The organism is Pseudomonas frederiksbergensis (assembly GCF_003732705.1).
Taxonomy (GTDB): Bacteria; Pseudomonadota; Gammaproteobacteria; order Pseudomonadales; family Pseudomonadaceae; genus Aquipseudomonas; species Aquipseudomonas frederiksbergensis_F.
On record NZ_MOBR01000046.1, the window covers coordinates 38,463 to 65,146 of the forward strand.

The 26,684-nt window shown below is 60.2% G+C and carries 22 protein-coding genes; 15 read left to right on the plus strand and 7 right to left on the minus strand.

The genetic code is table 11. From position 1 onward, the window contains the following. Positions 1-15 precede the first annotated feature (15 nt). Together mgrA and BK667_RS32830 are read right to left on the minus strand one after the other, a co-directional pair. Complete coding sequence (gene mgrA, locus BK667_RS32835; protein WP_123515872.1) at positions 16-1,053, minus strand: L-glyceraldehyde 3-phosphate reductase; 1,038 nt, start codon at positions 1,051-1,053, stop codon at positions 16-18. 626 nt (positions 1,054-1,679) lie between these two features. Beyond that, complete coding sequence (locus tag BK667_RS32830; protein WP_123600083.1) at positions 1,680-2,570, minus strand: LysR family transcriptional regulator; 891 nt, start codon at positions 2,568-2,570, stop codon at positions 1,680-1,682. Positions 2,571-2,698: 128 nt separating this feature from the next. Between BK667_RS32830 and BK667_RS32825 the strand changes: the two genes are divergently transcribed. From BK667_RS32825 to BK667_RS32815, 3 genes are all read left to right on the plus strand, one after another. Next, positions 2,699-3,439, plus strand: coding sequence for an SDR family oxidoreductase (locus BK667_RS32825; RefSeq protein ID WP_123600082.1), 741 nt, complete (start codon positions 2,699-2,701; stop codon positions 3,437-3,439). A 24-nt stretch (positions 3,440-3,463) separates the two neighbouring features. Beyond that, a complete protein-coding gene (locus BK667_RS32820) occupies positions 3,464-4,351 on the plus strand; it encodes an SDR family oxidoreductase (protein ID WP_123600081.1) in 888 nt (295 codons plus the stop codon). 134 nt (positions 4,352-4,485) lie between these two features. After that, entirely contained in the window at positions 4,486-4,743 is a 258-nt protein-coding gene (locus BK667_RS32815) for a hypothetical protein (protein WP_123600080.1), read from the plus strand. A gap of 17 nt (positions 4,744-4,760) precedes the next feature. Here the strand turns inward: BK667_RS32815 and betT are convergent, their stop codons facing one another. Next, a complete protein-coding gene (betT, locus tag BK667_RS32810) occupies positions 4,761-6,716 on the minus strand; it encodes a choline transporter BetT (RefSeq protein ID WP_185058308.1) in 1,956 nt (651 codons plus the stop codon). A gap of 394 nt (positions 6,717-7,110) precedes the next feature. Next, a complete protein-coding gene (gene epsC / locus BK667_RS32800; RefSeq protein WP_054047822.1) occupies positions 7,111-8,037 on the minus strand; it encodes a serine O-acetyltransferase EpsC in 927 nt (308 codons plus the stop codon). Positions 8,038-8,227: 190 nt separating this feature from the next. On the opposite strand from epsC, the gene BK667_RS32795 reads away from it, so the two are divergent. The 12 genes from BK667_RS32795 to BK667_RS32735 all read left to right on the plus strand — a co-directional run bounded on the left by BK667_RS32795 (position 8,228) and on the right by BK667_RS32735 (position 21,115). Continuing rightward, positions 8,228-9,220, plus strand: coding sequence for a D-cysteine desulfhydrase (locus BK667_RS32795; protein ID WP_123600079.1), 993 nt, complete (start codon positions 8,228-8,230; stop codon positions 9,218-9,220). A gap of 309 nt (positions 9,221-9,529) precedes the next feature. Beyond that, positions 9,530-10,330: a cystine ABC transporter substrate-binding protein gene (gene tcyJ / locus BK667_RS32790; protein ID WP_123515886.1), complete on the plus strand. Its 801-nt coding sequence runs from the start codon at positions 9,530-9,532 to the stop codon at positions 10,328-10,330. Continuing rightward, positions 10,330-10,995: a cystine ABC transporter permease gene (tcyL, locus tag BK667_RS32785; RefSeq protein ID WP_123515888.1), complete on the plus strand. Its 666-nt coding sequence runs from the start codon at positions 10,330-10,332 to the stop codon at positions 10,993-10,995. The genes tcyJ and tcyL overlap by 1 nt, the downstream gene beginning before the upstream one ends. A gap of 4 nt (positions 10,996-10,999) precedes the next feature. Next, the gene (gene tcyN, locus BK667_RS32780) at positions 11,000-11,755 is read left to right on the plus strand and encodes an L-cystine ABC transporter ATP-binding protein TcyN (protein WP_123515890.1); all 756 of its coding nucleotides are present in this window, start codon (positions 11,000-11,002) and stop codon (positions 11,753-11,755) included. Positions 11,756-12,248: 493 nt separating this feature from the next. Then, entirely contained in the window at positions 12,249-13,013 is a 765-nt protein-coding gene (locus tag BK667_RS32775; RefSeq protein ID WP_123600078.1) for a hypothetical protein, read from the plus strand. 370 nt (positions 13,014-13,383) lie between these two features. Then, positions 13,384-14,625 (plus strand): SfnB family sulfur acquisition oxidoreductase, encoded by a 1,242-nt coding sequence (locus tag BK667_RS32765; protein ID WP_123515894.1) that lies wholly within the window; start codon positions 13,384-13,386, stop codon positions 14,623-14,625. Between the two features lie 20 nt (positions 14,626-14,645). Then, on the plus strand, positions 14,646-15,839 hold the full coding sequence (locus BK667_RS32760; RefSeq protein WP_123600077.1) for an SfnB family sulfur acquisition oxidoreductase: 1,194 nt from the start codon (positions 14,646-14,648) through the stop codon (positions 15,837-15,839). Further along, positions 15,839-17,206: an LLM class flavin-dependent oxidoreductase gene (locus BK667_RS32755; RefSeq protein ID WP_123600076.1), complete on the plus strand. Its 1,368-nt coding sequence runs from the start codon at positions 15,839-15,841 to the stop codon at positions 17,204-17,206. Before BK667_RS32760 ends, BK667_RS32755 begins: the two co-directional genes overlap by 1 nt. 150 nt (positions 17,207-17,356) lie before the next feature. Continuing rightward, on the plus strand, positions 17,357-18,166 hold the full coding sequence (locus tag BK667_RS32750) for a MetQ/NlpA family ABC transporter substrate-binding protein (RefSeq protein ID WP_123515900.1): 810 nt from the start codon (positions 17,357-17,359) through the stop codon (positions 18,164-18,166). A gap of 2 nt (positions 18,167-18,168) precedes the next feature. Beyond that, positions 18,169-19,290, plus strand: coding sequence for a methionine ABC transporter ATP-binding protein (locus BK667_RS32745; RefSeq protein WP_123600075.1), 1,122 nt, complete (start codon positions 18,169-18,171; stop codon positions 19,288-19,290). Further along, positions 19,280-19,924 (plus strand): methionine ABC transporter permease, encoded by a 645-nt coding sequence (locus tag BK667_RS32740; protein ID WP_054047844.1) that lies wholly within the window; start codon positions 19,280-19,282, stop codon positions 19,922-19,924. The genes BK667_RS32745 and BK667_RS32740 overlap by 11 nt, the downstream gene beginning before the upstream one ends. Before the next feature lie 561 nt (positions 19,925-20,485). Next, positions 20,486-21,115, plus strand: coding sequence for a class I SAM-dependent methyltransferase (locus tag BK667_RS32735; protein WP_123515906.1), 630 nt, complete (start codon positions 20,486-20,488; stop codon positions 21,113-21,115). 108 nt (positions 21,116-21,223) lie between these two features. Here the strand turns inward: BK667_RS32735 and BK667_RS32730 are convergent, their stop codons facing one another. Genes BK667_RS32730 through BK667_RS32720 form a run of 3 tightly spaced genes read right to left on the minus strand, consistent with a single transcriptional unit; the run spans position 21,224 to position 26,441 of the window. Then, entirely contained in the window at positions 21,224-24,277 is a 3,054-nt protein-coding gene (locus tag BK667_RS32730) for an efflux RND transporter permease subunit (protein ID WP_123515908.1), read from the minus strand. Further along, on the minus strand, positions 24,274-25,341 hold the full coding sequence (locus BK667_RS32725; RefSeq protein WP_123600074.1) for an efflux RND transporter periplasmic adaptor subunit: 1,068 nt from the start codon (positions 25,339-25,341) through the stop codon (positions 24,274-24,276). The genes BK667_RS32730 and BK667_RS32725 overlap by 4 nt, the downstream gene beginning before the upstream one ends. After that, positions 25,338-26,441 carry an efflux RND transporter periplasmic adaptor subunit gene (locus BK667_RS32720; RefSeq protein ID WP_123600073.1) on the minus strand — a complete coding sequence of 368 codons (1,104 nt, stop codon included), beginning with the start codon at positions 26,439-26,441 and terminating at the stop codon, positions 25,338-25,340. The genes BK667_RS32725 and BK667_RS32720 overlap by 4 nt, the downstream gene beginning before the upstream one ends. Positions 26,442-26,684 lie beyond the last annotated feature (243 nt).

A 26,684-nucleotide genomic window follows, 5' to 3' on the forward strand; every position in this document is an offset into this window, starting at 1 on the left:
ACGATCAGTGCTCAGTCATTCAGCGGTGGAAGGCTTCTCCCACAAATTGATCCCGCCTTCCTGGGCAAACCGGTCAATCTCCGCCAGTTCTTCCGCGCTAAAGCTCAGGTTCTTCAACGCCCCGACGTTCTCGATGATCTGCTCCGGCCGGCTCGCGCCGATCAGGGCCGAGGTCACGCGCGGGTCGCGCAGGGTCCAGGCCAAAGCGAGTTGCGCGAGGCTCTGGCCACGACGCTTGGCAATCTCATTGAGCCCGCGCACATGGGCGATGTTGGCTTCGGACAGGTGCGATTCCTGCAACGAACCACCACCCGGACGATTGACCCGCGCGTCCTTCGGAATGCCGTTGAGGTACTTGTCGGTCAACAGGCCCTGGGCCAACGGTGTGAAGGCAATCACGCCGGTGCCGAGTTCGTCGGTGACATCCAGCAGATCCTTTTCCACCCAGCGATTGAGCAGGTTGTAGGCCGGTTGGTGGATCAACAGCGGCACCTTCCACTCTTGCAGCAGCGCGGCCATTTCGCGGGTTTTCACCCCGGAGTAGGACGAGATGCCGATGTACAACGCCTTGCCTTGTTGCACAGCGGTGGCCAAGGCGCTGGCGGTTTCTTCCAGCGGGGTGTCCGGGTCGAAGCGGTGGGAGTAGAAGATGTCCACGTAGTCAAGGCCCAGGCGTTGCAGGCTCTGGTCGAGGCTGGCCAGCACGTATTTACGCGAACCGCCGCCCTGGCCGTAAGGGCCCGGCCACATGTCCCAACCGGCCTTGCTGGAGATGATCAGCTCGTCGCGGTACTGCTTGAAGTCTTCACGCAGCAGGCGACCGAAGTTGATTTCGGCGCTGCCGTACGGCGGGCCGTAGTTGTTGGCCAGGTCGAAGTGGTTGATGCCCAGATCGAACGCCGTGCGCAGCAACGAGCGCTGGGTGTCGATCGGCGTGCTGTCGCCGAAGTTGTGCCACAACCCCAGGGACAATGCCGGCAGCACCAGCCCGCTGCGGCCTACACGGCGGTACGGAATAGAGTCATAGCGGTTTTCGGCAGCGGTGTATGTCATCGAATCCTCTCTTGTCTGTTTTGTCTGAAATCGGTGGGAGCAAAGCTTGCTCGCGATGGCGGACTTGAAATCGCCATCGCGGGCAAGCCTTGCTCCTACAGGGGATTTACATAAAACGGTTTGATCGCCTACCCCCTATAAACCGTCCGCAATCTGCTCCGGGCGGTAGTCGAGGCTAACCAGCATACGCCCAACGAATGCGACGCCAACCGTGGGATCGACTAATTGCTGAAACGTTTCACATTTCTGCGAGAGGTTTGCGCCACGCTCAACTGGATGTGTACTTTTCCGAATGGCAGTACGTACTGCTTCTTCCGCCGTCTCTCTCGCCGTTTTCTTTGTGGCGTACAAACGCGGGATCAAAGGTCGATGTGCCGTACTTATTAGTCTTAACTCACATTTATCGATCGATGGTGCGCGTCGGGATTCGCGCTCACCGCCGTTCGAGCGCCTGTCCAAACACCGTTAAATGAACCATTGTTTCGTACTACATGGCATTCGTGTTTTTAACGGGCCAGGGCCCTCGAGGGCGCGCCTAGGCGCGCTGGCACGTCGCTCGATGCAGCGCAAGAAATCAGCGGATGCGCAAGTCGCACGGTAGCGAAAGTGGGCACAAATCTGCGTCGCTATCGAGCCCCCGCAAACACCTCCCCCAACCAATCCACAAACACTCGAACCCGTGGCGACATGTGTCGGTTGTGCGGGTACAGCACTGAAACCGGCATCGATGGCGGCGGTGTGTCGATGAGGATTTCCTGCACCAGGCCTTGGGCGATCTGCGTTTCCATCCGGTAGTGCGGGCACTGGATGATGCCGAGCCCGGCAATCGCCGAGGCCGCGTAGATTTCTGCGCCGAACACCGACAACGCGCCTTCGATGGTCACTTCCTGCAGTTCGCCATCGACCATGAATTCAAACGGAAATTGCTTGGCGGTGGTGCGCGAGACGTAGTTCACCGCGCGGTGATTTTTCAGGTCTTCGAGGCGTTTCGGTTCGCCGTATTTGCGCAGGTAAGCAGGGCTGGCGCAGGTGATCTGGCGCAGGTTGGCCACGCGTTTGCCGATCAATGCCGAGTCACTCAGCGTGCCGGCGCGCAGCACGCAATCAACGCCTTCGGCGATCAGGTCGACAAAACGATCGGCCTCGCTGATCGACAGTTCGATGTCCGGATAACGGTCCATGAATTGTGGCAACGCCGGGATCACGAAGTACTTGGCCAAGGTGCCATGCAAGTCCACGCGCAACCGCCCTTTCGGTGCCACGCCGCGAAACGCCAATTCGGCTTCTTCGAGTTCCGCCAGCAACTGCACGCAACGCAGGTAATACGCCTCGCCATCCAGCGTGGGGCGCACCTTGCGCGTGCTGCGCTCCAGTAGACGCGTGCCGAGCCAGGCTTCGAACTGATTCAGCGTGTGGGTCAGCGTGGCTCGGGGCAGGTTCAGGTCATCGGCGGCCAGGGTGAAGCTGCTGCGCTCGTAAATCCGCACAAACACCTTCATTGCTTTGACTTGATCCACGGTCAGCTCCTGGATTGGTTGTTGGCGAATATTGAACAGTCAAGGCAACTCTCGTGCATTTATCGCCCTGGGTAAACATGTGAAATTGGCTCCACCCCAAAGCAAACAACTTCAGAGGAAACACCGCCATGACTACTCAAACAACCAAAGTTGCCATTGTGACCGGCGCCTCCCGCGGCATCGGTGCGGTGATCGCCAAACAACTGGCCAGCGAAGGTTTTGCCGTCGCCATCAACTACGCCAGCAGCGCCACCGAAGCATCCCGACTGGTTGTTGAGTTGCGTCAGGCCGGCCATCAAGCCATAGCGATCAAGGCTGACGTAGCCAATGCCGATGACGTGCGCCGGATGTTCGACGAAACCGAAGCGCAACTGGGCAAGGTCGATGTGCTGATCAACAACGCTGGCATCCTCAAAGTGATGCCACTGGCGCAACACACGGACGAACTGTTCGACCAGAACTTCAACATCCACGCTCGCGGCACCTTCAACACCCTGCGCGAAGCGGCGACTCGCCTGAATAGCGGCGGCCGCATCGTCAACTTCTCCAGCAGCACCGTCGGCATGAACCTGCCGGGCTATGCGGTGTACATCGCCAGCAAAGCCGCGGTGGAATCCCTGACCCAGGTATTCGCCAAGGAAATGCGCGGTCGCAACATCACGGTCAACGCCGTCGCCCCTGGGCCGGTGGCGACCGACCTGTTCCTGCACGGCAAGAGCGAAGAGCAAATTCAGACCTTTGCCAAGATGCCGCCACTGGAACGCCTGGCTCAGCCAGAAGACATTTCCCGCGTCGTGTCCTTCCTGGTCGGACCGGATTCGGCGTGGGTCAACGGGCAAATCCTGCGGGTCAACGGTGGTCTGGTTTAAGCCAGCCGAATCAAGGAGAACCTTATGAAAAACGTAATCCTCATCACTGGCGCCGGTACTGGTATAGGCAAACTCGCCGCAGAATCCCTCGCCAGGGCCGGGCACATCGTTTACGCCAGCATGCGTGACGTGAACGGGCGCAACGCCGCCCGGGCCGACGGTATTCGCCTGTGGGCCAACGAGCACAACGTCGCGTTGCATCCACTGGAACTGGACGTGTTGTCCCAGGAGTCGGCCGACGCGGCGGTAGCGACCATCGTCAAGGAGCAAGGTCGACTCGATGCAGTGATGCAGAACGCCGGGCATTTGGTGATCGGCCCGACTGAAGCCTTCACCGTCGAAGAAATCACGAAGGTCTTTGACACCAACGTCTACGGCGCCCAGCGGGTCAGTCGCGCGGTGTTGCCGCAGATGCGCGCCCAAGGTTCGGGGCTGGTGTTGTGGATCAGCAGCTCCACGACCAAGGGCGGTTTCCCACCGTTCATGGGGCCTTATGCCGCCGCCAAAGCGGCGATGGATTCCCTGGCGGTGAGCATGTCCTACGAGCTGACCCGCTTCGGCATCGAGACCTCGATCGTGGTGCCCGGTGCGTTCACTCGCGGCACCGACCATTTCCCCAGCGCCGGCAAACCGGCCGACGTCGCGCGCAGCGACGCCTATGCTCGATATGACGGGGTGATGGATAAAGTCGGTGAACGATTGAGTGCGTTGACCCCGGAGGATGCCGACCCGCAAGCGGTGGCCGATGACATCGTACGAATCGTCGGACTGCCCCAGGGCTCACGGCCGGCGCGCTCGGTGATTGATTTTGTCGGGGATGGCGCGGCAGAGGTCACGGAGGTTTCGGAGCGGGTGCGGATCGATTTTGCCAAGCGAATTGGTATTGATGACCTACTTAGCGTGAACCTGTAAGCACCTACACCGATCGTTCCCACGCTCTGCGTGGGAATGCCTCAGGGGACGCTCCGCGTTCAGTGACGCGGAGCGTCACGGGCTGCATTCCCACGCAGAGCGTGGGAACGATTATTCACTCAGGAGCACACACCATGCACACCACTATCATCATCTTCTTCGGCCTGGTCCTGCTGGCGCTGATGCTCTACATCGGCGAGCGAGTCGGCTTCAGTCGCCAGACTTTGACCTACAGCTTCGTCGTGCTGTGGCTGGCGCTGACGGTGATTAATGGCGCGGTGGGCGTGGTCACGGCCAACCAGTCCGTAAGTTCGGAACTGGTGGTCGGCACGGTGGTGTTCAGCGTGCCGGTGGCGGCGCTGGTTCTGTTCATGGTGCTGAGCAAAACCTAGACGCCACCGACGCCCGATCAACGAACCAGGTGCAGGAACTGCATGTGCCGTTCGTACTGGTCGAGGATGTCGTTGATTATCTGTTCCTTGGTGTAACCCACCAGATCGTAGTCCTGACTGCCTTCGCTCAAATGCACTTCAGCACGGTAGTAACGACGGTTGTTGAGTTGCTTGGAACCCATGCCGCCACGGGCGAACGACGGTGTGAAGTAACCGCGCATCTGCACCTGATAGATGAACGGATGCTGCTCGCCGTGGCCGATTTCCAGGCTGACGCTGTCGTTGGCCGGGTCCGGCTGAGCGACCACGTTCAAGCCCTTCTCGACAAAAACGGCCGTCACTTCTTCAATCGCCGGTCGCACCGTGGTTTCGAGGAAGCGATAAACCTCATCCCGCGACGGGAAATGCACCGCCTGACTCAAGCGCTGACGCCAGCCTCCACGCTTGGAACCGGACACCGGTGCCAGAGAATGCATCTGCGCGATCTGCTTCTGGGATTCCAGGTAGAACGCCTTGTGCAGCCCCCACATCATCAGCAGCAGGATCATCGAGAACGGCAGCGAGGTCAGCACCACGGCCGACTTCAGCGCATCGATGCTGCCGGAGAACAGCAACGCACTGGTCACCAGCGCGGTCATCGCGCCCCAGAATACCCGCAGCCATTTCGGCCCGTCTTCATCCGGGTTGCCGCCCTTGGCGGACAGTGTCGAGAGGACCACGGTGCCGGAGTCGGCGGACGTCACGAAGAATACGAAGCTGATGAACACCGTGACCGCGATCACGGTTTTGCTCCACGGGTAGGTTTCCAGCAGCAGGTACAAGGTCATCGACGGGTTATCGATGGCGGACATACCGAGCGCTGTCATGCCGTGATTGAGCACCTGATCGATGGCGCTGTTGCCGAAGATCGACATCCACGCCAGGGTGAAACCGAGCGGAATCAGCAGCACGCCGAAGACGAATTCGCGGATGGTCCGGCCACGGGAAATCCGCGCGATGAACAGGCCCACGAATGGCGACCATGCAATCCACCAGGCCCAGTAGAACACCGTCCAGCCGCCGAGCCAGTCGCTGGGTTTGTCGTAGGCGTAGAGGTCGAAACTCTTCATCGGCAACGCGCCGAGGTAGTCGCCGATGTTCTGGATCAGGGTGTTGAGCAGGTGCTGAGTGGGACCTGCAAACAACACGAACAACAGCAACGCGCAGGCCAGCAGCATGTTGATATCGGACATGACCCGCACGCCTTTATCGACGCCGGACACCGCAACGATGATCGCCGCGCCCATCATCAATGTAATCAGGCCGACCTGAATCCAGTGGGTGTGAGCGATGCCGAACAGGTAGTCCAGACCCGAGTTGAGGTGCAGCACGCCGAAACCCATGTCCGCGCCGAGGCCGAACACCGTGGCGATGATGCCGAAGCCATCCACTGCGTAGCCGATCGGGCCGTTGATGCGCTTGCCAATCAGCGGGTACAGCGCCGAACGCAGGGCCAGCGGCAGGTTATGCCGGTAGGCAAAGTAAGCCAGGGCCATGCCAACAAAAGCGAACACGCCCCAGCCATGCAAACCCCAGTGCAGAAACAGAATCTGCATTGCCTGCCGCGCCGCTTCCGGCGTACCGGCGGTGCCTTGGGGTGGCTGTGCCAAATGGGTCAGCGGTTCGGACACGCAAAAGAAAAACAGCGTAATGCTGATCCCGGCGGCGAACAGCATGCCGGCCCAGGACAGGTAACTGAATTCGGGTTCGTCGTGGTCGGCTCCGAGCTTGATCTTGCCGTAGCCGGACAAGGCGGTGACCACCACGAAGACCAGGTACAGGGTCATCGCGAGCATGTAGTACCAGCCGACCGTATTGGCCGCCCAGTTTTGCGCTTCCAGCAACCAGGCACCGGCCTGTTTCGGGAAGGCTATTACAACGATGCCGAACAACAGGATGAAACCCGCCGCGAAGTAAAACACCGGCGGATTCATGCGGACCTGGCCGCTTGGAAGGGTGGACGGTGCACTCATGAACAGTGCGCCTCAAGGGGGTGAAACCGGGCAATCAATAACGGACTCGGCAAGGGCAAGCCTCCTGTTGTGAGCGGGCAGCAAACCGGCGGTTTAACTTGAATGAGCGTTCAAGTTAAACATGAATAGCGTGCTAAGGACTAATCGCAGGGCTCGGCGGTCGCTTTCCTACGCTAGCTCAAGGAAGGGTATGACGCGGGGGGTGGAGGATTCGTTCACTGCCAAAAGATCGTTCCCACGCTCTGCGTGGGAATGCAGCCCGGGACGCTCCGCGTCCCATCTACAGCCGAACGCGGAGCGTCCGTGGAGGCATTCCCACGCAGAGCGTGGGAACGATCGGCCGAGATCTCAGGATTTACTTCTGCGTCCCATCATCATGCTGCAAATTCGCCTGGGTCAGGTTGCACCCCGCCGGCACACTACGGGTCAGCCACACATTGCCGCCAATCGTCGAGCCCTTGCCGATGGTGATCCGCCCCAGAATCGTCGCCCCGGCATAAATCACCACATCGTCCTCGACAATCGGATGCCGCGGATGGCCCTTCTGCAACTGCCCGTCTTCATCAGAAGGAAAACGCTTGGCGCCTAACGTCACGGCCTGATAAATCCGCACCCGCTCGCCAATGATCGCGGTCTCGCCGATCACCACACCCGTCCCGTGATCGATAAAGAAGCTGCGGCCAATCTGCGCGCCCGGATGAATGTCGATGCCGGTAGCGGAGTGGGCGATTTCCGCGCTGATCCGCGCCAGCAACGGCAACCCGGCGCGGTACAAATGGTGGGCCAGGCGATGGTGAATCACCGCCAGAATTCCCGGATAGCACAACAGCACTTCATCGACACTGCGGGCCGCCGGGTCGCCGTGATAGGCCGCCAGCACGTCGGTGTCCAACAAACTGCGCAGCCCCGGCAGCGCGAGGGCAAAGTCCTGGATGATCTGGATCGTCTTGGCCTCGACTTCGGTGTCGGCCTGGTCACTGTGGCGAGCGGCATAACGCAGTTCGAGCCGCGCCTGAGCCAACAACGCATTCAGTGCGACATCAAGGGTGTGGCCGACATAGAAGTCTTCACTCTCTTCGCGCAAATCCACCGGCCCCAGGCGCATCGGGAACAACGCACCGCACAAGGCTTCGAGAATCTCCGCCATCGCCGCCCGGGACGGCAGCTCGCGACCACCCTGCTCGCCGCTGGCGCGGCCGTTTTGTGCACGCCATTGATCACGCGCCGTGCGCAGTTGGCTGACGATGGTCTGCAATTGCCAATGGCTGGAACGCTCGCTCACGGTAAAAACTCCTCACGGGCGGCCGGACTGTCTGGCCGCACTGACGGCGATTACTTTACGGCAAGGGCTTGAGGCCGAATTAAGAACCAATTGTGCTGTGATCAATACATTCGGATATAAGCGATTGGCGGTTGCCCGTACAAATAGGCGTGCCTATAGTCCTGACATCTCTCCCCGCCAGTACGGACCCATGATCAAACAATCGCTTGCCCGCTTTAATCGCCTCGACCTGCTCGGCCATCCCACCGCCCTGGAAAAACTTGAACGTCTGTCGACCTGGCTGGGCCGCGACGTGTACGTCAAGCGCGATGACCTGACGCCGCTGGCCATGGGCGGCAACAAGCTGCGCAAACTCGAATACCTGGCCGCCGACGCGTTGGCCCAGGGCGCCGACACTTTGATCACCGCCGGTGCGCTGCAGTCCAACCACGTGCGCCAGACGGCGGCCATCGCCGCCAAACTGGGCCTGGGTTGTGTGGCGCTGCTGGAAAACCCGCTGGGCACCGACGACGCCAACTATGTCGGCAACGGCAATCGCCTGCTGCTGGACCTGTTCGATGCCAAGGTCGAGCTGGTGGAGAACCTCGATAACGCTGACGACCAACTGCAAGCCTTGGCCGATCGCCTGCGCAACAACGGCAAGAAACCGTATCTGGTACCGATCGGTGGCTCCAATGCCTTGGGCGCTTTGGGTTACGTGCGTGCGGGGCTGGAACTGGCTGAACAGATCAAGGACACCGGCCTGCAATTCGCCGCCGTAGTCCTGGCGTCAGGCAGTGCCGGCACCCACAGCGGTCTGGCGTTGGCGTTGAGCGAAGTACTCCCGGATTTGCCAGTGATCGGGGTGACGGTTTCCCGCAGTGAGGAAGATCAGAGGCCGAAAGTCCAAGGGCTGGCCGAGCGCACGGCCGAGTTGCTGGGTGTGAGCCTGCCGAAGACGTTCAAGGTTGAACTGTGGGATGAATACTTCGGCCCGCGTTATGGCGAGCCGAACGCCGGGACGTTGTCGGCGGTGAAACTGGTGGCGGGTCAGGAAGGTTTGCTGCTTGATCCGGTGTACACCGGCAAGGCCATGGCCGGGTTACTGGATGGCATCGGGCGCGGGCGGTTTGACGACGGCCCGATCATCTTCCTGCACACCGGCGGGGCGCCAGCGTTGTTTGCCTATAAAGACTTCCTTTGACCGATCGTTCCCACGCTCTGCGTGGGAATGCAGCCCGGGACGCTCCGCGTCCCAATGGAACGCTCCGCGTCCCTTGAGGCATTCCCACGCAGAGCGTGGGAACGATCATGCGTCACATATTCTATAAAAGAATAACAAAATCGATATTTAGTATTTTCCTATCTAACAACGCCGTCATATAGTCGCGCCGCAGGCGAATTTGGCGCGAGACGCATAAGCTGCTTTAGGGCAGGATATCGCAATCGTTCAAATCCCGATTTTGCCAACATTCCTAATAGCGTCTTCCATAAGAAAACACAGGGGCTTGTCATGAATTTTTCCGCACTACGTCGCAACCTGCTGGTAGGTTCGCTGGGCCTGGCATTGAGCGCCGGCCTGTTGGGGCAAGCGGTTGCCGGTGAGCAGCTGCAAAAAATCAAGGACGCAGGCGTGATCAACGTCGGCCTGGAAGGCACTTACCCACCGTTCAGTTTCGTCGACGCCGACGGCAAACTGGCTGGCTTCGAAGTCGAGCTCTCCGAAGCCCTGGCCAAAAAACTGGGTGTTAAAGCCAAGATTCAGCCAACCAAGTGGGACGGCATCCTCGCCGCTCTGGAATCCAAGCGTCTGGACCTGGTGGTCAACCAGGTGACCATCTCCGACGAGCGCAAGAAGAAGTATGACTTCTCCGAGCCTTACACCATCTCCGGGATTCAGGCGCTGGTGCTGAAGAGCAAGGAAGCCGCGCTGAACATCAAGACAGCCGCTGACCTGACCGGCAAGAAAGTCGGTGTAGGCCTGGGCACCAACTACGAACAGTGGGTCCGCGCCAACGTGCCGGGTGCTGACGTGCGCACTTACGACGATGATCCGACCAAGTTCGCAGACCTGAACAACGGCCGTACCGACGCCATCCTGATCGACCGTCTGGCTGCGCTTGAATACGCCAAGAAAGCACCGAAAACCGTGGCTGCTGGCCAGGCATTCTCCCGCCAGGAATCCGGTATTGCCCTGCGTAAAGGCGAACCAGAGCTGTTGGCTGCAGTGAACAAGGCACTCGACGAGCTGCGTGCCGACGGCACCCTGGCCAAGATCTCGGAAAAATACTTCCAAGCTGACGTCACCAAATAATGGAAGAAGCTTTCCAACTCGCGCTCGACTCCGCGCCCTTCCTGCTGAAGGGCGCGTACTACACGGTCATCTTGAGCCTGGGCGGGATGTTCTTCGGCCTGGTGATGGGCTTCGGCCTGGCGTTGATGCGCCTGTCGCGCTTCAAACTGGTGAGTTGGCTGGCCCGCATCTACGTGTCGTTCTTTCGCGGCACGCCGTTGCTGGTGCAGCTGTTCGTGATCTATTACGGCTTGCCACAATTGGGCGTCGAACTTGATCCGCTGCCCGCGGCCCTGATCGGCTTTTCGCTGAACATGGCCGCCTACGCCTGTGAAATCCTGCGTGCCGCGATCAGCTCCATCGAGCGTGGCCAATGGGAAGCCGCCGCGAGTATCGGCATGACCCGCGCGCAGACCCTGCGCCGGGCCATCATTCCGCAAGCGATGCGCACGGCTTTGCCGCCGCTGGGCAACAGCTTCATCTCGCTGGTCAAGGACACGGCGCTGGCCGCCACCATCCAGGTGCCGGAACTGTTCCGTCAGGCGCAATTGATCACCGCCCGGACTTTCGAAGTGTTCACCATGTATCTCGCCGCCGCGCTGATCTACTGGATTCTGGCCACGGTGCTGTCGCACCTGCAGAACAAGTTGGAAGAGCGGGTCAATCGGCACGACCAGGAGTCCTGACCCAATGATTGTCGTGGAAAAACTGACAAAGCAGTTCAAGGGTCAAGTGGTGCTCAACGGCATCGATCTGGAAGTGAAAGAAGGCGAAGTCGTGGCGATTATCGGGCCTAGCGGTTCGGGCAAGACCACGTTCCTGCGTTGCCTGAATTTCCTCGAAGAACCCACCAGCGGCCGGATCAAGGTCGGCGACATCGAGATCGATGGCAGCCGCCCGCTGAACCAGCAGCAAGGCCTGGTGCGACGTTTGCGCCAGCACGTGGGCTTCGTGTTCCAGAACTTCAACCTGTTTCCCCATCGCACCGCCCTGGAAAACGTCATCGAAGGCCCGATCATCGTGAAGAAGATCCCGCACGCCGAAGCCGTTGCCCTGGGTAAAAAGCTGTTGGCCAGGGTTGGCCTGGCGGGCAAGGAAGACGCTTACCCGCGACGCCTTTCCGGTGGTCAGCAACAGCGTGTGGCGATTGCCCGGGCGCTGGCGATGGAACCGGAAGTCATTCTGTTCGATGAGCCCACTTCCGCGCTCGACCCTGAGCTGGTCGGTGAAGTGTTGTCGACCATCCGCAGCCTGGCCGAAGAGAATCGCACCATGGTCATCGTCACCCACGAAATGGGCTTTGCCCGGGACGTGGCGAATCGCGTGGTGTTTTTCGACAAGGGTGTGATCGTCGAGCAGGGCGAAGCCAAGGCGTTGTTTGCCAACCCGAAAGAAGAACGGACGAAACAGTTCCTCAGCAAGTTCCTGAATAACGCGCACCACTGAAACACCCACTTAAAACTTGTTAACTTCCATGGAAGGAAGTGACAGCCACCTCCCGATATAAAACACTTCGCGCCCCACTCCTCTTCCTGCCCAACATATAGAACTTCGCCTATCTAAGCGCGGTACATATATATGTCCTGCAACAGAATCTCTCACCTTAGAATGAGTCATAAATCCGCACAGCAGTGCCTCAACACTTCGCCGTGACCAATGCCTGAAACCGGGAGAAAACCGGGGTAAAGTTCGACAGCGCGATGGAGTTTGTTAACTGCACCGCGTAGGAAATGTCTGAATAGCACTGAATCCAACAACCAACTAACAAACTCTATTGACACTTATTCCGGCGCACTCTTATCTAGTCCCCAACGGGCGCCAATCACTCAACTCAATTGTTATCAACACTCATACATAACTCGCTGTTTTGTTGCTCGGTAATTCACGCCTTTTGATCTTCCAGAAACGGACTTCGCTGCAAGGCTTCAAGGAGAAACCCATGACAAGCACCTCGAACAAACCTGAACTTGCGGCCCCGACCCTGGCGCAATCCCACAGGAGTGGCATCAACATTACCTCAGCCGCCCACTTGCTGATCGCTGTAGCGCCCTACCCCGGCATGGACGAAGGCGATCTGATCGAACTGTACTGGGACGACTGCTACGTGGCTTCAAAAGCCCTGATCGTCGACGACGTCAATCAAACCGTGCAACTGCGCGTGCCCGAGAGCTTTGTCGTCAATGGCACCTCACACGTCCACTACCGCGTCATGCAGGTCGGGCAGGACCCGGCGCTGTCGCTGACCACGCGGTTGCAGATCAAGCTCGATTGCCCCGGCGGCCAGGCGCCCGCGGTGTCCGGTGACGAAAACCAGAGCCTGGCTCCGGTCAACCTCCCCGATACCATCCGTCGCCAAGGGGTCAACCCGAACCAGATCAAACGCGGCGTACCGCTGACCATCGAGCCTTACCTGAACATGGCCATCGATGACGAAATCACCCTGCAATGGGGCGATGTGCGCATGGACCTGCCCAAGCTCACGGCTGGCGATATTGGCCAGCCGATTCAGGTCTGGGTGCCGCCGGCGATCATTCTCGAAGCCGGCGAAGACATGAGGCTGGAAGTGACCTATTGCATCCTCGACCGCGTGGGCAATAACTCACGCTGGGCGCCACCGCGGATGCTGAAGATCGGCTGCGCCAACCCCTACCTGAAAGTGCCGCTGAAGGAAGAACTCAAGGCCGCCGAACCCCGCAAAAAGTGAAACCACCACCAACCCTGTGGGAGCGAGCCTGCTCGCGAAAGCGCTGTGTCATTCAACAATGATGTCGACTGACATGACCTCTTCGCGAGCAGGCTCGCTCCCACAAGGGGTGCGAATTCAAAACTTGCTGTTGCTCCACAAACAACTGTTGCTCTACGGACAGACGCCCTTCTATGCATATTCCCAAAAGTTAGTTTATTAATTATTTATACGCGCTTAGGGTATATGCACCGGACCACCGGACATTCTTGATATTCGTTCGCCGCCACCATCGCGGCGTTTCCATGAGATGTGAGGTAGGTATGGTCCAGAACACAATCACCCCAGTGCAGATCGCCAGGGCATTGCGTGCAGCCAAGGAGCGGCACTGATGTCCAGTCTGGCAGAAGCCACAATCCAGAGTGACCTGGATATCGCCCCCCTGTTGTTGCCCGCGCAGGTTTTGCGCAACGACGCACAAGCCATCAAGGCTGCCCATGAGCTGGCGCAAACCGCCCGCTTGCAAGCGGCCAAACGTGACCAGCAGCGCAAGTTGCCGTGGTCGGAAATCGAACAGTTCACCCGCAGCGGCCTCGGCAGCATTGCCATTCCGCGCGAGTACGGTGGCCCGCAAGTTTCGTTCGTCACCATCGCTGATGTGTTCGCGATCATTTCCGCGGCCGATCCGGCGCTGGGGCAGATCCCGCAGAACCAGTTCGGCATCCTGAACCTGGTGCTCGGCAGCGCCACGGAATCGCAGAAAAAACAGCTGTTCAAAAGCGTGCTCGAAGGCTGGCGCATCGGCAATGCCGGGCCGGAACGCGGCACCAAAAACACCCTCGAACTCAAGGCGCGGATCACTGCTGACGGTGACGGTTTCGTCATCAGCGGCCAGAAGTTTTACTCCACTGGTGCGCTGTTCGCTCACTGGGTGGCGGTCAAGGCGCTGAACGACGACGGCAAGCAAGTGCTGGCCTTCGTCCGCCGTGGCACGCCGGGTTTGCGCATCGTTGATGATTGGTCGGGCTTCGGCCAGCGCACCACCGCCAGCGGCACCATTTTGCTCAACAACGTGCGGGTCGACGCCGAGCTGGTGGTGGATAACTGGAAAATCAACGACAGCCCGAACATCCAGGGCGCCGTGTCGCAATTGATCCAGGCGGCCATCGACGCCGGCATCGCTCGCGGCGCCATCGACGACGCCATCGAATTTGTGAAAACCCGAGCCCGCCCATGGATCGATGCCAAGGTCGAACGGGCCAGCGATGACCTGTACGTGATTGCTGATATCGGCAAACTGAAAATCGAATTGCACGCCGCCGAAGCGCTGTTGCGCAAGGCCGGGCAAGTGCTCGATCAAGTCAACGCCGCGCCGCTCACCGCCGAATCCGCCGCCCGCGCTTCAATCGCCGTGGCCGAAGCAAAAGTGCTGACCACCGAGATCTCGCTGCTGGCCAGCGAAAAACTCTTCGAACTGGCCGGCAGCCGCGCCACCCTCGCCGAATTCAACCTCGACCGTCACTGGCGCAACGCCCGCGTGCACACCCTGCACGACCCGGTGCGCTGGAAATATCACGCCGTCGGCACCTATCACCTCAACGGCACGTTGCCCGCTCGCCATTCCTGGATTTGACCAGACCTCTGGAGAAACACATGACTCTTTCTCACCACGTCGCGGTCATAACCAGCGATGAGCAAGCCCTGATCGTCGCCAGTGACCTGGCCGAAGATTTCAAACGCGACAGCGCCCTGCGCGACCGCGAACGCCGCTTGCCGCACCCGGAACTGGAAGTGTTTTCCCGTTCGGGCCTGTGGGGCATCAGCGTGCCCAAGGAGTACGGCGGCGCTGGCGTGTCCAACGTCACCCTGGCCAAAGTCATCGCCCTGATCGCCCAGGCCGACGGCTCCCTCGGACAAATCCCGCAGAACCATTTCTACGCCCTCGAAGTGCTGCGAGTGAATGGCAGCGAAGCCCAGAAAAAACGCCTCTATGCCGAAGTATTGGCCGGCCAGCGTTTCGGCAATGCCCTCGCCGAACTCGGTACAAAAACCGCCCATGACCGCATCACCAGTCTCACCCGCGACGGTGATGGCTACCGCATCAACGGCCGCAAGTTCTACGCCACTGGCGCGATCTACGCCCAGCGCATTCCGACCTCGGTGGTGGATGAACATGGCATGCAGCAACTGGCCTTCGTGCCGCACAACAGCAAAGGCCTGACCGTCATCGACGACTGGAGCGGCTTCGGCCAGCGCACCACCGGCAGCGGTTCGGTGGTGTTCGAAGACGTGTACGTCGCCGCCGAAGACGTGATCCCGTTTCAAAGCGCCTTCGAACGCCCGACCACCGTCGGCCCGTTGGCGCAGATTCTTCACGCCGCCATCGACACCGGCATCGCCCGCGCCGCCTACGAAGATGCCCTGCATTTCGTGCGCACCAAGACCCGGCCGTGGATCGACGCCACCCATGAAAAAGCCGTCGAAGACCCGCTGACCATCAAGAGCTTCGGCCACCTGGCGATTCGCTTGCACGCCACCGAAGCCCTGCTGGAACGCTCCGGCGAATTTCTCGACAAGGCCCAGGCCGACATGAACGCCGAGACCGTCGCCGCCGCGTCGATTGCCGTCGCCGAAGCCCGGGCCATCAGCACCGAAATTTCCCTCGCCGCCGGCACCACGCTGTTCGAACTGGCCGGCAGCCAGGCCACCCTGATCGAACACGGTCTGGATCGTCACTGGCGCAACGCCCGGGTGCACACGTTGCATGACCCGGTGCGCTGGAAGTATCACGCGGTGGGCAATTACTACCTCAACGATGAAAACCCGCCACTGCGGGGGACCATCTGATGGCCGACGCCAAGAAAAAGATCCTGCTCAACGCGTTCAACATGAACTGCATCGGGCATATCAACCATGGTTTGTGGACCCATCCACGGGACACATCGACCCAATACAAAACCATCGAATACTGGACCGAACTGGCGCAACTGCTGGAGCGCGGACTATTTGATGGGTTGTTCATAGCGGACATCGTCGGCGTGTACGACGTCTATCAAAACTCGGTGGACGTGCCGCTGAAAGAATCGATCCAGTTGCCGGTCAACGACCCGTTGCTGCTGGTCTCAGCGATGGCGGCGGTCACCAAAAATCTCGGCTTCGGCCTCACCGCCAACCTGACTTACGAACCGCCGTATCTGTTCGCCCGGCGCATGTCGACCCTCGACCATTTGAGTCGCGGTCGCGTGGGCTGGAACATCGTCACCGGCTATCTCGACAGCGCCGCCAAGGCCATGGGTCTGACTGAGCAAGTCGAACATGACCGCCGCTACGACCAGGCCGATGAATACCTGGAGGTGCTCTACAAACTCTGGGAAGGCAGCTGGGAAAACGGCGCGGTGCTCAACGATCCCAAGCAACGGATCTATGCGCAGCCGGAGAAAGTGCACAAGGTTGAGCACAAGGGCGAGTTCTATCAGGTCGAGGGTTATCACCTCTGCGAACCCTCGCCGCAGCGTACGCCGGTACTGTTCCAGGCCGGCAGTTCGGATCGCGGTTTGCTGTTTGCCGGGCGCCATGCCGAGTGCGTATTTATCAGCGGCCAGAATAAACCGTCGACCAAGGTACAAGTGGACAAGGTCCGCGCCAGCGCGGTCGAGGCCGGGCGCAACCCTGAGGACATCAAGGTGTTCATGGGCCTGAACGTGATCGTCGGCGCCACCGAGGAACTGGCCTGGGCCAAGCACGCCGAATACCTGAGCTACGCCAGTGCCGAGGCCGGCGTGGCGCATTTCTCGGCATCCACGGCGATCGATTTTTCCCAGTACGAGATCGACGAACCGATCCAGTACGTGAAGAGCAACGCGATCCAGTCGGCGACCAAAAACCTGCAAAACAACGACTGGACCCGGCGCAAATTGCTTGAGCAACACGCCCTCGGTGGCCGCTACATCACCGTGGTGGGTTCGCCGGAACAAGTGGCGGATGAGCTGGAATCGTGGATCGCTGAAACCGGGCTGGATGGTTTCAACCTGACGCGGATTGTCACGCCGGAAAGCTATGTGGATTTCATCGATCTGGTGATCCCGGAGTTGCAGCGTCGCGGGTCGTACAAGACCGCTTACGACACCGGCAGCCTGCGCGAGAAGCTGTTTCACGGCGAGGCGCATCTGCCGGAGCAACACACAGGCTCCCACTACCGACACAAACCCCTGTAACCGATCGTTCCCACGCTCCGCGTGGGAATGCAGCCAGTGACGCTCTGCGTCACAGCCGCAGGGACGCGGAGCGTCCCGGGAGGCATTCCCACGCAGAGCGTGGGAACGATCCACACGATCTAAATCTCATGCACTGACTGGATAACCAACATGACCAAAAAACACCTGACCCACCCAGTCAAAGCACTGGCCCTGGCCCTCGGCCTCTTCAGCTCGGCGGTGTTCGCCGCCGACGCGCCGCTGAAAGTCGGCACCACCGCCGCGTTCGCCATCCCGCTGGAAGCCGCCGTCGAAGAAGCCTCCAAACAAGGCCTGAAAGTCGAACTGGTGGAGTTCACCGACTGGATCGCGCCGAACGTCAGCCTCGCCGCCGGCGACATTGACGTGAATTACTTCCAGCACGTGCCGTTCCTGGAAAACGCCAAGGCTGCCGCCGGTTTTGACCTGGTGCCCTTCGCGCCGGGGATCATCAACAACGTCGGCCTCTACTCGAAGAAATACAAAAGCTTCGACGAGCTGCCACAAGGCGCCAGCGTCGCCATCGCCAACGACCCGATCAACAGCGGTCGCGGTCTGCAACTGCTGGCCAAGGCTGGCCTGATCACGCTTAAACCGGGGGTCGGCTACAAGGCCACCGAAGAAGACATCATCGCCAACCCGAAGAAAATCAAAATCCTTCAGGTCGAAGCCGTGCAACTGGTTCGCGCCTACGACGACGCCGATCTGGTCCAGGGTTACCCGGCCTACATCCGCCTGGCGAAAACCTTCGATGCCGGATCGGCGCTGCTGTTCGACGGCCTCGACCACAAGGAATACGTGATCCAGTTCGTGATCCAGCCCAAAAGCAAAACCGACCCGCGCCTGATCAAATTCGTCGACATCTACCAACATTCGCCAGCCGTGCGTGCTGCGCTGGATAAGGCCCACGGCAAGCTCTATCAAGCCGGTTGGGAAAGCTGAAAATGACGGCCGCGATCCAACGGCGACTGGATATTCCAGAGCCTCAGAAAGCCGACAAGACTGAACTGCACCCGGACCTGAATCGCGCCCACGTGCGCTTCATTGGCCTGGGCAAAACCTACAACGGCCAGCAAGGTCCGGTGGCGGCGTTGCACGGCATCGACCTGGCGATCCAGCGCGGTGAAGTGTTCGGCATCATCGGCCGCAGCGGCGCCGGCAAGTCATCGCTGATTCGCACGATCAATCGCCTGGAGCAACCGAGCACCGGGCGAGTATTGATCGATCAGGTGGACATCGGTGACTTCGATGAAGACCGCTTGGTGGCGCTGCGTCGGCGCATTGGCATGATCTTCCAGCACTTCAATCTGATGTCGGCCAAGACGGTTTGGCAGAACGTTGAACTGCCGCTGAAAGTCGCCGGTGTACCCAAGGACAAACGCGAACAGAAAGTTCGTGAATTGCTGGAGTTGGTGGGTCTGCAAGAGAAGCACAAGGTGTATCCGGCGCAGCTTTCCGGCGGACAGAAACAACGCGTCGGCATCGCTCGCGCGTTGGTGCATGACCCGGAAATTTTGCTGTGCGATGAAGCGACCTCGGCACTCGATCCTGAGACCACCCAATCGATCCTCGGCCTGCTGCGCGAGATCAATCAGCGCCTGGGTCTGACCATCGTGCTGATCACTCACGAGATGACGGTGATCCGCGATATCTGTGATCGCGTCGTGGTGCTCGAACATGGGCGCGTCGTCGAGCAAGGGCCGGTGTGGGAGGTGTTTGGCAACCCGCAGCATGAGGTCAGCAAGACCTTGCTCGCGCCGCTGCAACACGCGTTGCCGGAAGAATTGCAAAGCCGTTTGCGCACTCAACCCCAATCCGCGGAGGCGGCCGTCGTGTTGTGTTTGCAATTCACGGGCAGCGCGACAGATGAACCGGATCTGGCGGCATTGTTCGCCGCCCTCGGTGGTCGCGTGCGCTTGCTTCAGGGCGGCGTGGAACGGATTCAGGGCCATGCGCTTGGGCAACTGCTGTTGGCGGTGGCAGGTTCGGCCTTGGGCGCCGAGGAACTGCGTCAACGCGCCGGCCACTGGGCGCAACAGGTGGAGGTGCTGGGTTATGTGGTTTGATCGCTTGCTTCAGGGCTTTATCGACACCTTCCTGATGGTGGGCGTGTCGTCGTTGATCGCACTGCTGGCGGGGATTCCGATGGCCGTGATTCTGGTCACCAGCGACAAGGGCGGCATCTATCAGGCACCCGCGCTGAACCGTGTGCTGGGCGCGTTCGTGAACCTGTTCCGCTCGATTCCGTTTTTGATTCTGATGGTGGCGCTGATTCCGTTCACGCGGTTGATCGTCGGCACCACTTACGGTGTCTGGGCGGCGGTCGTGCCGCTGACCATTGCTGCCACGCCGTTTTTTGCGCGGATTGCCGAAGTGAGTTTGCGTGAAGTCGATCACGGCTTGATCGAAGCGGCGCAGGCGATGGGTTGCCGGCGCTGGCATATCGTCTGGCATGTGCTGTTGCCAGAGGCGTTGCCGGGGATTGTTGGCGGTTTCACCATCACGTTGGTGACGATGATCAACTCGTCCGCCATGGCCGGGGCGATTGGTGCCGGTGGGCTTGGGGACATTGCGTATCGGTACGGGTATCAGCGTTTTGACAGCCAGATCATGTTGACGGTGATTGTGTTGCTGGTGGTGTTGGTGGCCATCATCCAACTCGGTGGCGATCGCCTCGCACGGGGCCTCAACAAACGCTAGGCAAGTTGCGAACACCTATTGTTGGGTGATCTCTCGGCGCAGGTCATCATCGACCTGCGAAGGGAAGAGTTCCTACAAGAAAATCAGAGTGCCAGCAGGCCCGTTCCCTTTCATTTGCAGGACATTTCCTAGATCATTTCGCTCGCTTGCGCCTGCCAAATCCGGTGGCTAGTCTTCGGCCCGTCACTGCATATCAGTGATCGGGTTTAGTCGCCCGGATTTTTCTAGGCGCACAGCGCCACCTCATTCCAGGTGTTTTCATTGCCTGAACGTTATGGTGGCTGTGCGCAGGGCACCCTCGGGTGCGCCGGTATTGCCTGGAGCCGGTCGACTAACCTGTGCGCAGCCGCCCCCCCTGTTCGTTTGGTTGACAGTTCGATTGATTGTCTGGGGATGAAGCAGAGTTGAAGATTTGGCGGCTGTACACAGGGCACTCTCGGGTGCACCGGTTTTCCTATTGACCGACCTACTAACCTGAGTACAGCCGCCACCCACATCGCAACCCCGTCCTTGGGCTCATGGCGTATATTCGGCAAATCCCCATTGCCTGCGCAGCCCCCCATGAAACAGACCCCCGACGACCTCCAGAAAATCACCGCCACCACCCTGGGCCATTACAACTCGGTGGCCGATGGTTTTCGCGAGGGGACGCGTGATCACGATGTCAGCCAGAACATCGATGCCTTACTGCGGCACCTCCAGGGTTCGGCGCCGTTCAGCATTCTCGATTTCGGCTGCGGGCCGGGGCGGGACTTGCAAACTTTTACGCGCATGGGCCACACCGCCGTCGGCCTCGATGGATCGGAAAAGTTTGCGCAGATGGCCCGGGAAGACAGCGGTTGCGAAGTCTGGCAGCAGGATTTTCTGAAGCTGGATCTGCCGGCGGAGCGCTTTGACGGGATTTTTGCCAACGCCGTGCTGTTTCACATCCCGCGCCAGGAATTGCCTCGGGTGTTGAAGCAACTGCACGCCACGTTGAAACCGGGTGGGGTGTTGTTCAGTTCCAATCCACGTGGGGAGAATCAGGAAGGCTGGAATGGGCCACGGTATGGGGCTTATCACGATTTACCGGCGTGGCAGGCATTGCTGACCGAGGCCGGGTTTGTCGAGTTGGAGCATTACTACCGCCCGGCGGGGTTGCCGCGCGAGCAACAGCCTTGGTTGGCCAGCGTTTGGCGCCGCGCCGACTGATCGTTCCCACGCTCCGCGTGGGAATGCAGCCCGTGACGCTCTGCGTCACCGCCGTAGGGACGCGGAGCGTCCCGGGAGGCATTCCCACGCGGAGCGTGGGAACGATCATTAGGCTGACTCTTTCTTCGGCTCGCGAATTTTGTACCAGGCCACATACAGCGCCGGCAAAAACAGCAGCGTCAGCAAGGTCGCGATGATAATCCCGCCAATCATCGCGTAGGCCATCGGCCCCCAGAACACTTCCCTCGCAATCGGGATCATCCCCAGGCTCGCCGCCGCTGCCGTCAGCAGAATCGGCCGGCGACGATGCTCCGTCGCCTGCGCCACCGCGTCCCACGGTTCAAGGCCTTCCTTCTCCAGCGATTCAATTTGCGTCACCAGAATCACCGAGTTGCGGATGATGATGCCGATCAGCGCCAGGATCCCGAGAATCGCCACGAAGCCCATCGGCGTGCCGGTCGGAATCAGCGCCAGCACCACGCCGATCAAGCCGAGCGGCGCGACGCTGGCCACCAGGAACAGCTTCTGCACGCTGTGCAGCTGGATCATCAGAAAAGTCGCCATCAAGAACAGCATCAGCGGCACAACCTTGGCAATTGGCCCTTGGGCCTTGCCACTCTCTTCGACGGTGCCGCCGGTAGCGACCTTGTAACCCACCGGCAAACCGGCAGCGAATTTGTCGATGGTCGGTTGCAGCTGTTTCACCAGATCCGTCGGTTGGATCTCGTCGCGCACCGCAGCCTTGATGGTGATGGTCGGTTTGCGATCCCGGCGCCACACCAGCGGTTGCTCCAGTTCATAGCGAACGGTGGCGAAGGCCAGCAGCGGAATCGAGGTGCCGCCCGGCGTGACGATTTGCAGGTTTTGCAGGGTTTCCGGCGTACCACGTTCAGCGTCTTCGGCGCGGCCAACCACGTTGATCAGGTAGATGTCATCGTCCACCTGTGTGATCGGCGAACCGACGACGATGCTGTTCATCAGGTTGGCCACGTCTTCCGACGACAGCCCCAGTTGCCGCGCCTTGTCCTGGGCGATGTCGATGCGCAGGACTTTGCCCGGCTCGTTCCAGTCGTAAATGATCTCGCCGATGTGCGAGTTTTTATCCAGTTCAGTGGCCAGTTCGATCGCGTGTTTGCGCACCTGATCGATGTCCTTGCCGCTGACCCGGTACTGGATCGGCCGCCCCACCGGCGGCCCCATTTCCAGGGCCTGGACGTAGCTGCCAATGCCGACAAAGTCTTTGCGCAGCCGTTCACGCAAGCGCTGGCTGAGCGCGGTGCGCGATTCCAGGCCTTTGCTGACGATGATCAATTGCGCGTAGTACGGGTTCTGCAATTGCTGGTCGAGAGGCAGGTAGAAACGGATCGCACCTTCGCCGATGTAAGTGCTCCAGCGCACAATGTCCGGGTCGTCCTTGAACGTCGCTTCGAGCTTGTCCACCGCCTTGCGCGTCTCGTCCATCGAGGCGTTTTGCGGCAGGTTGAGGTCAACGAGGATTTCCGGGCGATCCGAGGACGGGAAGAACTGGTTCTGCACGAACTGCATGGAAAACACCGACGCCACGAACAGCCCGATGGTGATACCGATGGCCCACCAGCGGTTGCGCATGGCCCAGAACATGCCGCCATTGAACGCCCGACCGATGCGACCCGGCTCGGCGCTATGGGGTTTAATGTTCGTACTCAGGATGTGCACGGCGATCACCGGGGCGAACAACACCGCGACCACCCATGACACCAGCATTGCCACGGCGATTACCGCGAACAGGGTGAAGGTGTACTCACCGGCAGAACTGGCATTCAAGCCAATCGGCACAAACCCGGCCACCGTCACCAGCGTCCCGGTGAGCATCGGAAACGCGGTCGAGGTGTAGGCGAACGTCGCGGCTTGTTCCTTGGTCTCGCCCATTTCCAGGCGCGTGACCATCATCTCCACGGTGATCATCGCGTCGTCCACCAACAGGCCGAGGGCGATGATCAGCGCACCGAGGGAAATCCGCTGCATGGTGATGCCGCTGTATTCCATGAACACAAAGACCATCGCCAGCACCAGCGGAATCGAGCACGCCACCACCAGACCGGCGCGCACGCCAAGGCTGATGAAGCTGACGATCAGCACGATCACCACCGCTTCGAACAACGCACTGGTAAAGCCGCCGACGGCTTTTTCCACCACGTCGGCCTGATCGGAGACGTTGTGCACGCCGACGCCTACCGGCAGATCAGCGGTCAGGTCGGTCATGCGCTGGTGCAGGGCCTTGCCGAATTCCTGGATGTTGCCACCCTTCTTCATCGCAATCGCCAGGCCGATGGCCGGGTGACCGTTGAAGCGGAATTGCGGGGTGGCCGGATCGACATAGCCACGGCTGATTTCAGCGATATCGGCCAGTCGATAGAAGCGGTCGTTGAGCCGCAGGTTGACGTTGGCCAGGTCTTTCTCGGACGCGAACTGCCCGGAGGTGCGCACGGAAATCCGCTCCGGCCCGGCCTCGATCACACCCGCCGGGGTCACGGCGTTTTGCGATTGCAGGCTCTGCACCACTTGGCGCTGATCGATACCCAGCGCAGCGAGTTTGCGCGTGGAGAAGTTCAGGTACAGGACTTCATCCTGCTCGCCGACCATTTCGACCTTGCCCAGCCCCGGTACATCACGAACCGCCGCTCGCACTTGCTCCACGTAATCGCGCAACTGGCGCATCGACAAACCGTCGGCGGTGAAGGCGTACACCGAACCGAACACATCACCAAACTCGTCGTTGAACCCCGGCCCTTGCAGACCTTTGGGGAAGTCGCCGCGAATGTCGTTGATCTTCTTGCGTACCTGGTACCAGATTTCCGGGATGTCCTTGGCGCTGGTGGTGTCGCGCAAGTACACGAAGACCGTCGATTCTCCGGGTCGCGTGTAGCTTTTCACGTAGTCGAGGGAGTCGAGCTCTTCGAGTTTTTTCTCGATGCGGTCAGTGACCTGCTTGAGGGTTTCTTCCTGGGTCGCACCGGGCCAGCGGGTCTGGATGACCATGGTTTTGATGGTGAACGAGGGGTCTTCCTCGCGGCCCAGGTTCATGTACGAGAACACGCCCATCAGCAGCGCGACGAACATCAAATACCAGACGAACGACTGATGTTTGAGGGCCCATTCGGATAAGTTGAAACTCCCTTTCATTGTGGGCTGCCCTCGTCGACTTTGACTTTTTGCCCGGGTTTCAGGCTGTTCACACCGGCGCTGACCACACGCTCACCGGACTTCACGCCGTCGGCCAGCACCACCGTGTCATCGGTGCGGCTGATCAGGCTGACGTCCCGTGGGGAAACGGTCTGGTTTTGCGGGTCGATCACCCAGATACGGGTTTTGCCATCGACTTCTTGCAACGCACTGACCGGTAATTCGAGGCGCGGTTTGATCGCCGAGCTGAGGGTCACGCTGATCGCCGTGCCGAGACGAAAGCCCGGAGGCGTGTCGGTCAGGGTCAGGCGCGCGCGGCGGGTACGGGTCGCGCTTTGGGCCTGGGGTTCGATTTCGCGGATGATCGCGGTGCTGGTGATGCTCGGGTCCAACTGCGCGGCGACCTGGAACACCACGTCCGTTGGCAGTTGATCGACCAGGGTATCGGGCAGGTCGATCACCGCTTCCTTGATGTCCGGTTGCGCCAGGGTCACCACTTGCTGACCGGCGGTCACGACTTGCCCGGCCTCGGCATTCCACGCGGTGACGATGGCTTTGTGATCGGTGCGCAATTGCACGTAGTTGAGTTGGTCCTTGGCCTGATCCACCGAGGCCTTGGCCTGATCGAGGGACGCCTGGGTGGTTTTCAGGTCGGTCTGGGCGATGTCGAGTTGGGCCTGGGCGCCGACCCCACGATCAAACAATTCCTGCTGACGGCGGGCACTGGCCTGGGCGTTGATGAATTGCGCCTGGATGCGGGCCAGATCGCCTTGGGCGGAGCGCAACTGGTTCTGCTGATCGGTGGGGTCGAGGGTTGCGAGTAAGGCGCCCTTCTCCACTTCGTTGCCGACATCGACGTTACGGCTGGCGATGCGACCCGGCACGCGGAAGCCGATATTGCTTTCATAGCGGGCCTGGATGCTGCCGGCGAAGCGGCCGAGGCTTTCCTCGTTCAGCGCTTTGACTTCAATGGACAGCACCGGGCGCACCGGCTCCGGCGGTGGTTCTTTTTTCGAGCAGGCGACCAGCAGCAGGCCGGCGGACATCAGCATCAGGCGCTTCATTGTTCGGCTCCCGGTGCCAGATCCTTATAGGTGTTTTCGGCGATTTCCACTTTCATTCCCGGGTGCAATAACTGGCCACCGGCGATGATGACTTTTTCACCACCGTCCAGACCGCCGCTGATGATGACTTTGCCGGTCAGGTAACGGCCGACGGTGACGGTGTGCAGTTGCGCCTTGCCGTCAGCGTCCACCAGCCATACGGCCGGGTCGCTGAGGTTTTTGGTCAGGGCTGACCAGGGCAATTCCACCGCCGATTTGCCAGGCGTCTTGGCCGTGGCACTGACCACCGAGCCGAGTTGCATGCCGTCGGGCAGGCCATGGAGGGTGACTTTGACTTGCACGGTGCCGGTCTGCGCGGACACCGCCGGCGTGATTTCGCGAACGGTGCCGGTGGTTTTGATCGCCGGGTTATCAAGCAGGCTGACCACCACGGATTTGTCCGAGGGCGGCTCGGCCAGCAGCGATTCGTAGACGTTGAACACGGCATCGCGTTCGCCGTCCCGGGCCAGGCTGAAGATCGGCACGGTAGCTTGCACCACTTGGCCGACTTCGGCCTGGCGCGCAGTAATCACGCCGGGCGCTTCGGAAATCAGCGAGGTGTAGCTCAGTTGTTCCCGGGCGTTGGCCAGTTGCGCCTGGGCGGCGGTCAGGGCGCTCTGGCTGCTGCGCAACGCCGCTTGGGCGGCGTCGTATTCGCTTTGACTGGTGTAGCCCTTGGGCAGCAGTTTTTGCTGGCGCACGAACGCGGCGGCGGTCTGTTTGACCCGCGCCTGCTCGGCGGTGACTTGGGCCTGGGCCGAATCGACGTTGGTCTGCAGGTCTTTCGGATCGAGTTTGGCGAGGACCTGTTTGGCGGAAACCCGGTCACCGACATCGACCATGCGCTGGATGATCTTGCCGCCGACGCGGAACGACAACTCGGTCTGCACCCTGGCCTGGACGTCACCGGTGAGGGTCACCGAAGCGGCGTAATCCGCGGGTTTGACCGCTTGCACGAAGACCCGAGGCAGGTCTTTCTCGACCGGTTTTTTATCGCCGCAAGCGGTCAGCAGGGCGAACACGCCCAGCCCCACTATTATTTTCAATCCGGTACTCGCCATGCAGACTCCTTTTCCTTGTACGAACGTGCAAGTGACGATACGACTGTGAGCTTAGAACAGGGTTCCACGTCTGTACCTGCGATCCTTATACTTCATTTCGATCGTTCCCACGCTCTGCGTGGGAACGCCGCCATGGACGCTCTGCGTCCACTGTGACGCGGAGCGTCACGGGATGCATTCCCACGCAGAGTGGTCTGCACCCCAAAAGTTGGACACAACCGATGGGGTGTTTCATGAGGAAGT